The 12,578-nt window shown below is 59.3% G+C and carries 11 protein-coding genes, 1 pseudogene and 1 riboswitch; of the genes and pseudogenes, 7 read left to right on the top strand and 5 right to left on the bottom strand.

Annotation, left to right across the window (positions count from 1 at the left end; genetic code table 11):
• The first annotated feature begins 11 nt into the window (after positions 1-11).
• Entirely contained in the window at positions 12-1,322 is a 1,311-nt protein-coding gene (guaD, locus tag DTA24_RS14145; RefSeq protein WP_040968538.1) for a guanine deaminase, read from the top strand.
• Positions 1,323-1,443: 121 nt separating this feature from the next.
• Here the strand turns inward: guaD and DTA24_RS14140 are convergent, their stop codons facing one another.
• Together DTA24_RS14140 and DTA24_RS14135 are read right to left on the bottom strand one after the other, a co-directional pair.
• Positions 1,444-2,385 (bottom strand): hypothetical protein, encoded by a 942-nt coding sequence (locus DTA24_RS14140; protein WP_086070275.1) that lies wholly within the window; start codon positions 2,383-2,385, stop codon positions 1,444-1,446.
• A 124-nt stretch (positions 2,386-2,509) separates the two neighbouring features.
• Positions 2,510-3,766: a sensor domain-containing diguanylate cyclase gene (locus tag DTA24_RS14135; RefSeq protein ID WP_012541652.1), complete on the bottom strand. Its 1,257-nt coding sequence runs from the start codon at positions 3,764-3,766 to the stop codon at positions 2,510-2,512.
• 397 nt (positions 3,767-4,163) lie between these two features.
• Here DTA24_RS14135 and DTA24_RS14130 point away from each other — a divergent pair, with 397 nt between their 5' ends.
• The 3 genes from DTA24_RS14130 (at position 4,164) to DTA24_RS14120 (ending at position 7,505) form a co-directional block, all read left to right on the top strand.
• Positions 4,164-5,204: a LacI family DNA-binding transcriptional regulator gene (locus tag DTA24_RS14130; RefSeq protein WP_123836898.1), complete on the top strand. Its 1,041-nt coding sequence runs from the start codon at positions 4,164-4,166 to the stop codon at positions 5,202-5,204.
• A gap of 191 nt (positions 5,205-5,395) precedes the next feature.
• On the top strand, positions 5,396-6,319 hold the full coding sequence (locus DTA24_RS14125; RefSeq protein WP_123836897.1) for a TIM barrel protein: 924 nt from the start codon (positions 5,396-5,398) through the stop codon (positions 6,317-6,319).
• Positions 6,320-6,332: 13 nt separating this feature from the next.
• Positions 6,333-7,505: a Gfo/Idh/MocA family protein gene (locus DTA24_RS14120; protein WP_123836896.1), complete on the top strand. Its 1,173-nt coding sequence runs from the start codon at positions 6,333-6,335 to the stop codon at positions 7,503-7,505.
• 37 nt (positions 7,506-7,542) lie between these two features.
• Here DTA24_RS14120 and DTA24_RS14115 read toward each other — a convergent pair whose 3' ends face one another.
• The 3 genes and pseudogenes from DTA24_RS14115 to DTA24_RS14105 form a co-directional block, all read right to left on the bottom strand.
• Positions 7,543-8,649: a DUF4056 domain-containing protein gene (locus DTA24_RS14115; protein WP_109956624.1), complete on the bottom strand. Its 1,107-nt coding sequence runs from the start codon at positions 8,647-8,649 to the stop codon at positions 7,543-7,545.
• Between the two features lie 65 nt (positions 8,650-8,714).
• Positions 8,715-9,659, bottom strand: a complete 945-nt coding sequence (locus DTA24_RS14110) for a hypothetical protein (protein WP_123836895.1) — start codon at positions 9,657-9,659, stop codon at positions 8,715-8,717.
• 18 nt (positions 9,660-9,677) lie between these two features.
• Positions 9,678-9,933, bottom strand: a pseudogene (locus DTA24_RS14105) (glyceraldehyde-3-phosphate dehydrogenase); the annotation flags it as partial.
• Positions 9,934-10,233: 300 nt separating this feature from the next.
• A riboswitch (TPP riboswitch) is annotated at positions 10,234-10,335 on the top strand.
• 68 nt (positions 10,336-10,403) lie between these two features.
• On the opposite strand from DTA24_RS14105, the gene tenA reads away from it, so the two are divergent.
• Genes tenA through DTA24_RS14090 form a run of 3 tightly spaced genes read left to right on the top strand, consistent with a single transcriptional unit; the run spans position 10,404 to position 12,561 of the window.
• Positions 10,404-11,099 (top strand): thiaminase II, encoded by a 696-nt coding sequence (gene tenA / locus DTA24_RS14100; protein ID WP_047666601.1) that lies wholly within the window; start codon positions 10,404-10,406, stop codon positions 11,097-11,099.
• Positions 11,096-11,824 (top strand): ABC transporter ATP-binding protein, encoded by a 729-nt coding sequence (locus tag DTA24_RS14095; RefSeq protein ID WP_109956623.1) that lies wholly within the window; start codon positions 11,096-11,098, stop codon positions 11,822-11,824. Before tenA ends, DTA24_RS14095 begins: the two co-directional genes overlap by 4 nt.
• Positions 11,821-12,561, top strand: a complete 741-nt coding sequence (locus DTA24_RS14090; RefSeq protein WP_032735683.1) for an ABC transporter permease — start codon at positions 11,821-11,823, stop codon at positions 12,559-12,561. The genes DTA24_RS14095 and DTA24_RS14090 overlap by 4 nt, the downstream gene beginning before the upstream one ends.
• Positions 12,562-12,578: the final 17 nt, after the last annotated feature.

Genomic DNA, 12,578 nt, shown 5'->3' with positions numbered 1-12,578 from the left:
AGGCAGGTTCGATGATGGATTACCAGACCGCGGTACGCGGTGCATTTTTTGATATCGCCGGCGTGGCAGAGACCCCGGATGAGGTGGCTGCTCAGGCCCGTTATCTCGATGATGGCCTGTTGTTCTTGCAGGACGGGAAAATTATCGCGCTGCTGCCATGGCAGGAGGGTGAAGCCTTTCTGCATCCGCTGAAGGGCTATGTCGACCAGCGAGGCAAGCTGCTGCTGCCCGGGTTTGTCGATACCCACATTCACTATCCGCAGACTGAAATGATCGGCGCCTTTGGTGAACAGCTGCTGGAGTGGCTCACCACCTACACCTTCCCGGTGGAGAGCCAGTTTGCCGATGCGGATTACGCGCAGGAGATAGCGCAGTTTTTTGTTAACCAGCTGATTAGCCATGGCACCACCACCGCGCTGGTGTTTTGTACCCTGCACCCGGCTTCGGCCGAGGCGCTGTTCAGCGAGGCGCTGCGTCTGAATATGCGGCTGATCGCCGGCAAAGTGATGATGGATCGCCATGTGCCGGATTATCTGTGCGAAACCGCCGGGGAGAGTTACGAGCAGACCCGTGAGTTGATCCTCCGCTGGCATCAGCGCGGGAGGCTGGGCTATGCCATCACCCCGCGCTTTGCCCCTACCTCGACACCGGCATTGCTGGAGGCCGTGCAGCGCCTGCGGACTGAGTTTCCCGACACCTGGCTGCAGACACATCTCAGTGAAAACCGCGAGGAGATCGCCTGGGTTAAACAGCTGTGGCCTGAGCATGCGCGCTATCTGGATGTCTATCATCACTATCAGCTCACCGGCGAACGCAGCGTATTTGCTCACGGGATCCATCTCGATGATGCCGAGTGGCAGTGCCTGCATGACACCGGGTCCGCCGTCGCCTTCTGTCCGACCTCGAATCTGTTTCTCGGCAGCGGGCTGTTCCGCCTGCCCGCCTGCTGGCAGCACCAGGTGCGGATGGGCATCGGCAGCGACGTCGGGGCCGGCACCACCTTCAGCATGTTGCGGACGCTGGGCGAGGCCTATAAGGTAGGACAACTGCAGAGCTATCGCCTGCGCGCCAGCGAGGCCTTCTATCACGCCACCCTCGGCGGGGCGCGCGCCCTGCGGCTGGAGGATAAAATTGGCAATTTTCAGCCGGGCAAAGAGGCAGATTTTGTGGTGATTGACCCGGCGGTCACCCCGCTGCAGCGTCTGCGCACAGGCCGCTGCCATGACATTTATGAGCAGTTGTTCGTGCTGATGACCCTGGGAGATGAACGCAATATCAGCGAGACGTGGGTGAATGGCGAGCGGGTGTGGTGTCAGGATTGACCCTCACCCTGGCCCTCTCCCAAAGGGAGAGGGAACCGTTCGGTCATCGTTGCGACGCTGGCACGCCTCCAGGCCCCCTCCCGGAGGGCCTGTGAATTGCCTGGCACCAGAATTTAGGTCATCAAAAACTCATTGCCAGGCCTACGCCATAGCCCGTGGTGTTATTGCCGAACATATAGCGCGCCACCAGTCGGGTGCGGGTGATAAAGACCGGGTATTTACTGCTGTCCAGCTCGAGGCCAACCCCCAGGGAGGTCAAACCGGTAAAGCCCAGCGCCCCTCGCTGCTCGCCGAGAAATTCAGTATGCGCCCCCTCCAGCACATAACGCAGCGGGTTGCCCAGCAGCGTCCAGTCGGCTATCGGCGCGCGGCGGCGCAGATACAGGCCGAGATTCTCCGCGCTGGCCTCGCCCTGCACCACCTCGGCGCTACTGCCGAAACTTTGCAGATGCATATAGGAGTAACGCAGTTCGGCATCAATATCCTGGGTGGCAGAGAAGCGTTCGTAATCCAGCATCAGTGCCCCGCCCAGCCCCCAGGCGTTGAACCGACCGCCGTCGAGAAATTGCAGATCGGCGTTGGTTTTTCGCTCAATTGCCCAGCTGCCAATACGCGCATCGCTGGCCAGGGTACCGAGCATCACATTGACGATCGGCCGCAGCACCAGGTTGCCTCCGAGGCTGTCCCGGTGCAGCGAAAAATCCCAACCGACGCCGCCGGTGGTGGTCAGACTGTTCCATTTGGTCGGCACATTCCGCGTCTGTTCGCCATTGCTGACCACAAAGCGCGGGTCGTAGCGGCTGTAACCCATCGTACCTTCAAGGTACAGAGGAAACGACTCGCTGAGGGTTGCCCCGCCGCCAAACTGGGTGATGGCCAGATTATGTTTGTCGTTGCTGCCGGAACCAATGTTGAGATCGCTGGCGGTCACGTCAGGGACGACGGTATAGCTCATCAGAGTCAATACGGCATCGGCACGCTGTTTGATGGCGTGGCCGTTCGCCGCCAGCGTCGCTGTCGCGGAAAGCGAAAGTACCGACAGGAGAACGAAAAGACGCACCATATGTCGTTTGCCACCTCAGCGACAGGCTAACAATATTGCCACCTAAATCAGCAGGCTGGCGTTCACTCAGTATAGTCGGTGAGTCAGCCTGCGCATCCGGCGGGGAGAAAAAGCATCGGGCTGGTCAGGCCGCGCCTCCGCGGCTATGCAGCAGTTCCACATTTTCAAACGGCAGGCGCGAAACCCGGTTGCGCCCACCATTTTTGGCCACATACAGCGCTTTATCGACGCGGGAAAAAAGCTGATCAATCGCTTCCCCGTCATGGTGTTCGGCCACGCCGATGCTCACCGTCACCGACAGCGTCTGATACTCGCTGACCGCCTGGCGGATCCCTTCCGCCAGTATCAGGGCGCGCGCTATCGGCGAATGAGGTAAAAAGAGCAGAAACTCTTCTCCCCCCCAGCGATAAATTTTATCTTCGCGATCCACCGACGTTTCCAGAATGCGGGAGATCACCAGCAGGACTTCATCCCCTTTTTGATGACCGTGAATATCATTAATGCTCTTGAAATGATCGATATCGATTAACAGCAGACAAAAGCCTTGCGCGATAAATGACGGCGCCTCGACGAGGCGATAAAATTCACGGCGATTAAGCAATCCGGTGAGCGGATCGTGGGCGGCAGAGAATTCCAGCTCTTTTTTCAGATGCACTTCCTCGGTGATATCGTGAATAATGCATAGCATCAGTCGAATATTATAAAGCACTACGGGCCCGGCATAGGTTTGGACATGGCGCAGCGTACCGTCGGCTAAAATATGCGTAAAATTAAGCGGTTTATGCCCGCCTGGCATATTAGCAATATTATTCATGATGGGGATCACGTCCCGACCAAGGGTATTAATTTGCCAGGTATGTTTATTGCGCATTTCCTCATCGGAATAATGATAAAAACGCAGCGCCGCAATATTGGCATCGACAATTCGACCATCCTTACTGGGATCGATCAATAGCATCGGCGCGGTATTGGTCATAAAAAAACGGGCAAAAAAACCATTGTTGCGTCGCTGATAGCGGCGGGAGCCGGTATGAATGGATTGATTTTGCGCCAGCAGCTTCACGGCTTCAAACAGCAATAAGGTACCGCTGTCGTCGGTGTCGACCAGGGTGGTTTTACAATATACCGACTGCAGGCCCTTGCCCGTCTGTAACGTCCAGACTTCAAATATCTCGGTCATCGTATCGAGATAGCGAAGATAATGTTGTAACTGCGTTTCAGGACAGGTCGAATAGATACCGTTACGCATCTCCTTCAGCGACATATCGCCGCTCAATGTCCGGGAAGCCGGATTGGCATAGACCACACTTTCAGTAAAAGGATGGACTACCCATATCGGGGTGCTTAATACATCAAAAACAGCCAGTTCTTTTAATAACATACAGGCCCCAAACCGACCAATTCCCGGCGCAGAAGCGACACATAACGATATGCGTCCCTGACGCTGGTATAAAGTGATAACAAAGAAACCGAATAGCCTTAATGACGCGCGTGCGCGGCAAGTATAGTCGGTTCTGCACGCAGCGACGCCCACCCGAGGCGACTTTGCGCGTGGTTTAACCGTCTGGATGCGATAATGTCTTTTTTATTAATTCTATTTCAACAGCATAGCAGCAATACCAGAACTGGTAGTCGCTTTTGATCACAGAGTGTGTCTATCGGTCTTTTCGCCCGTTGGCTGCGTATTGGCTTTGTCCAGGATGCCCGCATTGCGGCTTTTATGCCCAGACTAATCGTGATAGTTTCTATCATAACTCTCATCACAAACGGCCATCATAGTGAAAAAATCCGCTACTAAAATCACGCTTACCGATATCGCACGTGAAGCCAACGTCGGTATTGCCACCGTCGACCGGGTGCTCAACAAGCGTGCGGCGGTGAAGGAGTCCACGGCATTGAGCGTACTGGAGGCGGCACGACGACTGGGGTTTACCCTCGAGCAGCCCCACTATCGCCTGGCGGCGGGGAAAGCGCCGGTCGCGGTCAGAATGGGGTTTATTCTGCTGCAGGAGACCCACTCCTTCTACCTGCCGCTGGCCCAGGCGCTGACGCGAGAGGCCGCCCCATGGCTACCGGCGGGCCAGGTGCCGGTGATACTGCATTTTGCCATCGATGCGGTGGAAGCGATGGCTCAGGCCATTCACCGGCTAAGTGACGAAGTGGACGTGTTAGGCCTGGTGGCGCTGGACCACCCGCTGATTCGCCACGCGGTGGCCCGGGCTGCCGCCCGTGGCGTTCGCGTGTTCACCCTGCTTTCGGATCTGTCGGTCCCTCAGCGCAGCGGATATATCGGCCTCGATAATCAAAAAGCCGGGCGCACTGCGGCCTGGTTTATTGAGCGCTTATGTCGGGGTAATGGCGAAATTGGCATTATCATTGGCGACAATCGTTTTACCTGTCAGGAAAGCTGTGAGATCAGCTTCCGCTCCTGCCTGCGTGAACAAGGCATGGGGCAGCAGATCCTGGAGCCGGTTCGCAGCCATGAACGGGCGGATATCGCCAGGAGCGTGACGGAGCAGATGCTGAGTCAGTACCCGGCCCTGCAGGCGATCTATGCCCCCTGCGGCGGTGTCGAAGGCATTGTCGAGGCGCTGCGCGACAGCGGCCGTCAGCAGGCGATCACTCTCGTCTGTCACGGCCCGCTAAACGACAGTGAACTGGCCCTGATCGATGGCACCATCGACATCATGCTTAACCACCGGCTGGAGGCGTTTGCCGCCGCCACGCTACGCACCATAACGGACGCGGTTTCGCGCTCGCCGAGCGAGGTGATTTCTCTCCCTCAGCCTTTCGATATCATCACCAAAGAAAATATGTAAACTCCCGGCCCCGCCGCCGCCGGGGCCAGTTAACGGGCAGACCGCGCCCGCCCTCAATTTGATAAAAAACTATCAAAAACTCCATCAATACAAAGCATGATGGCCATCAAAAAATCATCATTCCATCATTGTTGAGAATGAAATATTTATTCAATACTCAGCGGCATCCCCTGTGTAAAAAGGAAGCCAACATGACACTCTCAATCGCCAATGCCCCCTGCAGCTGGGGCGTGGATGACCCGAAAAACCCTGACCTTCCCGCCTGGGCTACCGTGCTGAAGGAGGCGGCGCAGGCCGGCTATCGCAGCATTGAGCTGGGGCCCTGGGGCTACCTGCCCACCGACCCGGCCAGCCTGCGCGCGGCGCTGGAGCAGCATCAGTTGTCGCTGGTGGCCGGTACGATCTTTGACGATCTGGTCAGCGAGGCCCATTTCCCTACCCTGGTGGCGCTGACCCATCAGATCTGCCGCAATCTGTCGCAGGTTCCGGCCGCCGAACCCACGCCAGGGCATCCTGTTCAGCCGCCTTACCTGGTAATTATTGATTTCGGCAACCCTGAACGGGCGCGCTTTGCCGGGCGCGGCGCGCTCGCTCCACGTCTTGATGACAAAGACTGGCAGCGCATGATGGCGCACATTACCGCCCTCAGCACCCTCGCCTGGCAGGAGTACGGTGTGCGGGCGGTTATCCATCCCCACGCCGGGGGCTGCATCGAATTTGCGGATGAAATCGAGCGGCTGGCGAACGATATTCCACAAGACGTCGCGGGATTGTGTCTGGATACCGGGCATCTCTACTACGCCGGTATGGATCCGCTCGACTGGCTGGATCGCTATTACGCACGACTCGACTACCTGCACTTCAAGGATGTGGATCCGCAGGTTTACCAGCGCGCCATCGCCGAGGGCATCGACTTTTTCACCGCCTGCGCCGAAGGGGTAATGTGCCCGCTCGGCAGCGGCGCCATTGACTATCCGGCCATCAAAGACTTTCTCGCCCGCCGAGGATATCAGGGCTGGATAACCATTGAACAAGAGCGCGACCCGCGCCATGCCGCAGGCAGCCTGCAGGCGGTCACGGAAAGTCTGCGCTATCTGCGCGACGTGGGATTCTGACAGGAGACGCAACATGATTAACGGTTTAAAACCTCTCGATCGCACCCTGCGCTGGGGCATGGTCGGCGGCGGCGGCAGCAGCCAGATCGGCTATATTCACCGCTCAGCGGCGCTGCGTGATAACACCTTTACGCTGCTGGCCGGCGCCTTTGATATTGATGCCGAACGCGGACGCCAGTTCGGCCAACAGCTGGGGGTGGATCCCGACCGCTGTTACGCCGACTACCAGAGCCTGTTCCGCGGTGAAGCGGAGCGTCCGGACGGCATTCAGGCGGTGTCGATTGCTACACCAAATAACACCCATTATGCCATCTGCCGGGCGGCGCTGGAGTCCGGGCTGCACGTGGTGTGCGAAAAGCCGCTGTGCTTCAGCAGCGAGGAAGCTGACGAACTGGTGGCGCTCAGCCAGCGGCAGCAGAAGATCCTCGGGGTGACCTACGGCTATGCCGGCCACCAGCTGATCCTGCAGGCCCGGCAGATGATCGCCGACGGGCTGCTGGGCGACATCCGTATCGTCAATATGCAGTTTGCCCACGGTTTTCACGCCCAGCCCGTGGAGCTGGAAAACGCCAGTACGCGTTGGCGGGTCGATCCTCGCTTTGTCGGCCCCAGCTATGTTCTGGGCGACCTGGCCACTCATCCACTGTTTCTGGTTGAAACCATGGCTCCGCAGCTGAACATCACCCGGCTGATGTGCGCCAGACAAAGCTTCGTCAAAAGCCGCGCGCCGCTGGAAGATAACGCCCATGTGCTGATGGAGTATGACAACGGCGCCGTTGGCTCGCTGTGGAGCTCCGCCGTTAACTGCGGCTCCATGCACGGACAAAAGGTGCGTATCGTCGGTGAAAAAGCCAGTCTCGAATGGTGGGATGAACAGCCCAACCAGCTGCGCTATGAAATCCAGGGCGAGCCGGTGCGTATCCTCGAGCGCGGCATGGACTATCTCGATCCGCTGGCGCGTCAGGATGACCGCATCGGCGGCGGCCATCCGGAGGGACTGTTTGAGGCATGGTCGAATCTCTATCGCCGCTTCGCCATCGCCATGGATGCCGCCGACCGTCGCGACGAAGCGCTGCTGGCCGACTTCTGGTATCCGGACGCTCGCGCCGGCGCGTTCGGCGTGCGCTGGGTGGAAAACTGCGTACGGTCTGCCGACAACGGCGCCTGCTGGGTCGACTTCCGCTAACTCACTGGCTCAGGGCGCTCGCCCTGAGCATTTATGGCTATTTTTCAATTCGTGCCAGCTGGGTCTTATCCGCCTCACGTGCGCTATCCGCCAGCGCCTGGAACGCGCCGGCGCCATAGTATTGCGCGGGAACCGGCAGCGCCTGCATATCATGCCCTGGGTAGATCTGCAGTTCGCCGAGGTCGCGTAAGCGGAACCCCCCAACCTGCTCCGGCATGGTCAGGCGATACGGCGGCAGGGTTTCGAAAGGGACCGGCGTCGGCAGCCGATTTTCCTGCAGATCGTAGTTACGTTTCAGCACCAGAAACTTATCCGGCACCCGCCGGTGACTGTTCCACCAGTCGCCGTCGATCCGCTGAAACATCGCTTCCGTCTCCCCTCTCGTCGCCACCATCAGTCGGGTCAGCGCCTGTTTCAGCGCCGTATCCATGGCCTGGTTATAGTCTTCCAGCGAACCACCGTGGCTGCTGAGGATCACGTTAATCGCCAGCCTGGCGCCGAGTAAATTGGAGTAGAGATCCTCCGGCGAAAAAGCGGAGATCTCCTCAGAAAACCCGGGGACCGACTGGAAGCCATACCACTGGGCAATCTCATGCCATTGGGCAATTTCGAAGGCCAGATGACCCGCCAGCCAGGCGGCCAGCTGATAGCGCTGCCTGACGCCCGCCGGCGGCGTAAAGGCATTCAGCTGAACGCGGCGTACGCCCAGCTCTTCACTGTAGAAGATCCGCCCCGCCTGGCCCAGCGTCGGCGCAATACGATTGAACAGATAGAAGGTGTAGTCCGCCGTATCGCGCACATGGGCGATATCAATAAACCCGCCGCGACGGGTATAGATGAGCCCGTTCTGCTCCTCGCTGAGCCCCAGCAGGTTTTTCACCGCCCCGAACGCGCTATCGTTGTAATGGTGCTTGCCCAGCGTATCCAGGGTCAGCACATTGCCAATCTGGTATACCGGGATCGGGATGCCCACCGCGCGCACGTGCAGGTCGTAACCAAAAGCGCAGCACGGTCGCAGCGACTCCGGCGGCGGCAGCTCACCCAGGGTGGGCACCGGATGGATCGCCGTCACAGCGGGCAGCACCGGATCCTGCGCCAGCGCCGGCAGCGACAGTGCAAACAGCAGCCATAAGGCTTTACGCATCAACAGCCTCTCCACAACAACAAAAGAGCGCGCATCTTACCGGCAGATGGCGCCAGCAGTTTTAGTTAAAAACGGTATTCACCGGAGACAAAGAAGCTATTGCGCTCGTTAAAACCAAATTCAGTCAGCACGTTAAAGTTTTTGGTGACTTCATACTGGGCGCCAATCAGCATATTCCAGGGTGAGGTTAGCTTCTGCTTGACGTCGAATTTCCCCTCGCCGTCTTTATTGACTGCGGCAATCAGGGGCTGAAGCTCTGGCGGCATATGCAGGTCGGCCAGATCGCCTTTAAACTCCTGCTGCACGTCCTGATACATGCTCCCGACCCACAGGCTGAGGTGGGACGGCCCGTCGATCCCCTGAAAACTGAAGCGGTAGCCGACGCGCGGCGAGACGGTGACCGCCGAGATGCTGCCGTCGAGAATATCGAAATCGGTACGGGTGTAGTTAGTGTCTACTAACCCGAACCAGTTGCCGTATCCCCCGGCGAGCGTAAAGCCGGTTCCCCAGGTGGTTCCTTTGAAATCAAGCGTAAAATCAATATCCTGCAGTTTTCCGCTCTGATAAAGCTGGTGAACCGCGCCGGCGATCACCCGATCCAGACCGCGAAACTGCGAAGGATCCGAATCCACGGAGACCTGGGAGACAGACGACCCGCGGGTATGCCCCACCAGCCCGTAAACGTTGAGAAACGGAAAGACCCACATATCGAGGCGCAGGTTTTCGGTTTTGCTCTTCTCGCGGGTGTGCCCGGCATCGATGGCGAACATATCGCTGGGAATGGGATGGTTGCCCAGCTTAAGCCCGGAAAAGGTAATACTGTCGACCATGATATCCTGACGGATATTCATATAGCTCAGGTTGACGCCGTAGGGTAACGGGATCGAATACCCCCGGGCGCGTGCCTCATCTCCCCATATCGGAAAATAGCTGTCGCTCTCGCTCTGCTCCGCGGCCGACGCGCCACAGGCCGCCAACAGCAGCGTTAACCCCGTTCCGGATGCTCTCATTGTTATTCTCATGTGTAGTTATAAACCCGAACCGACATTGCAATAGACCGCCTGCTCATGCTCACTGAACGCCACGTCAATCCCGGTACGCAAACCGTACTGCCGTGCAATCAGGTAACGAAAACCGGCCCCCCATGCCACCTCTGACTGTTCCGCTGGCGTGCGCGCCGCGCACCCCGCGCCAACGAATCTCTGCAGGATCCAGCGCGGGGTGAAGGCCCAGGGAGGTTTGCGCCGTGACCACGTCGTCGCCCTGATAGCGGTAGCGCGAAATAGGGACATCAAAGGGTTATCATGGTGGATGAATGACTGATTAATGGCCCGCGACCGCCAGTGCGGACAACAGGAATTTCATGCTTACTCCGGGGCTTTGGGGACGCACGACACGCCTCACGAACAGTATTAACGCGACGGGGTAATGAAAATATAACGTATGAGGATAATGCTCACCAATGCGCAGCCGCCTGTTTTTCGGGTATTTTTAAACGAAAAAGTGCTGGCTATCACAGAAAAATGCCATCGCGATACAGGGCAGCGCGGTGATTGTATTCAAAAGGTGAATATCGTATAACATAGCGCTACCGAGGGGTGTCCCGTGAGGGCTGAGATGGCGCAAGCCGAACCCTTTGAACCTGATCTGGGTCATGCCAGCGAAGGGACGGGTCGGCAATTTTGCCTGCATTATCGCCATTGCCTGTTCACACCCCTGCACGCCCGGATCTCCCCTGAATAACTGGAGGTCCTGTGATAATTCCCGCGTTTAGCCATGGTCTTTACGGCCGTTTACGCCAGCTGGCCGCTGCTGACTGGCAGCACTATGTGGCGCATCCTTTCGTCCAGCAGCTTGCCGAGGGCACCCTGGCGGAAAGCGCGTTTCGTCGCTACCTGACCCAGGATTATCTGTTTCTGATCCACTTTGCCCGCAGCTACGCGCTGCTGGTGAGTAAACTGCGCACGCTGCCGGAGATGCGGGCTGCGGCCGCCTCAATGAACGCCATCCTCAACGAACTGCCGCTGCACGTCGGTTACTGCGCCCGGTGGGGCATTAGCGAGCAGGAGATGGCTACCCAGCCTGAAGCGCCGGAAACCATTAACTATACTCGCTACGTGCTGGACATTGGCCACTCGGGTGATGCGCTGGATCTGCTGGTCGCGCTGATGCCCTGCGTGGCCGGTTATGCGGAAATCGGTCTCGGCCTGCTGCAGCATCCCGCCACCCGACTGGACGATAACCCCTACGCCTCGTGGATCCGCAACTATGGCGATGAAGGCTATCTGCACGGCGTCAACGCCGCGCTGGCGCTGCTGGAAACGGTATGGCAGCAGCGCGGGAGCGAGGCCCGGATCACTGAGCTGAGCGAGATTTTCACCACCGCCACCCGCCTTGAGGCGCAGTTCTGGCAGATGGGCCTCAACGCGACGGCGGAGACCCGGGCGTGACGGCGCCTGGTATCGAGGTCCGTGGCTTGAGCCTGCATTTCGGCGACCGTCGGCTGTTCGACAACCTGTCGTTTACGGTCCCCGGCGGGCAGTGGGTGTCGCTCCTCGGCGCCAGCGGCGCCGGCAAAACCAGCCTGCTGCGGGTGATGGCCGGTCTGGCGCCCGCCACCCGGGGAGAAGTGGTCGCCAGCGATGGGCAACCGATTCAGGGCCGTCTGGCGTGGATGGGGCAGAAAGATCTGCTCTACCCCTGGCTGAGCGTCCGGGACAACGTCGCCCTCGGCGCGCGGCTGCGCGGTGAAAAAGTCGATCGTGCCCGGGTCGCCGCCCTGCTTGAGCAGGTGGAGCTCTCGTCCTGCGCCGACGCCCGGCCGGCAACCCTCTCCGGCGGCATGCGTCAGCGCGCCGCGCTGGCCCGCACCCTGTATGAGGATCGCCCCATCGTGCTGATGGATGAGCCTTTCTCGGCGCTGGATACCCTCACCCGCACGCGCATTCAAACTCTGGCAGCCACCCTGCTGGCTGGTCGCACGGTGGTGCTGATCACCCACGATCCGCAGGAGGCCTGCCGGCTGAGCCACCGCCTGCTGGTCCTCTCGGCGGCCGACGGCGACATCGATGACAGCCATCACCTCGCCGGCACACCTCCGCGCGCGCCGGACGCGCCCGATCTCTTGAACAGCCAGGCCGCCCTGCTGCAGCAACTGATGAGGGCTCATCCATGACCGGACGTCTCTGGCGGGGCAGCATGGTGTTCTGCGGGTTGATGATCCTCTGGGGTCTGGCCAGCCGCAGCGGCATTCCTCACTTTCTTTTACCCTCCCCGATGGCGGTCGCCGAGGCGCTGTGGGTTAATCGCGCCTATCTCGGCTGGAACACGCTTATCACGCTCAGTGAGATCCTGAGCGGCCTGGCGCTGGGCGTGACGCTCGGCGTCACCCTGGCGCTGGGTATGATCCTCTCTCCGCGTCTGCAGCGCTGGCTGATGCCGCTGGTCCTCACCAGTCAGGCGATCCCGGTCTTTGCCCTCGCCCCGCTGCTGGTGCTGTGGCTGGGCTTTGGCATGAGCGCCAAAGTGGCAATGGCCGTGCTGGTGATTTTCTTTCCGGTGACTTCCGCCTTCTTTGATGGCTTGCGACGGGTCAACCAGGAATATCTCGATCTGGCGCGCAGCATGAACGCCTCCTTCGGCGCTCAGCTGCGGCATGTCCGCCTGATGGCTGCCCTGCCTGCGCTGGGCTCGGGCCTGCGGATGGCGGCGGCGGTGGCGCCCATCGGCGCGATTATCGGCGAATGGGTCGGCTCCGCTGAGGGGCTGGGCTACGTCATGCTCAATGCCAATGCGCGGCTGCAAACCGATATCTGCTTCGCCGCGCTGTTTATTTTAGTGCTACTGACCCTCCTGCTGTGGCTGGCGGTAGATACCCTGCTACACCGGCTGATCGACTGGTCACCGGAATAAAGATGAAGTAATAAAGG

This window comes from Klebsiella sp. P1CD1 (assembly GCF_003790505.1).
Classification (GTDB): Bacteria; Pseudomonadota; Gammaproteobacteria; order Enterobacterales; family Enterobacteriaceae; genus Klebsiella; species Klebsiella variicola.
Note: the sequence above shows the minus strand (reverse complement) of the source record. Positions and strands in the feature narration are given on the sequence as shown.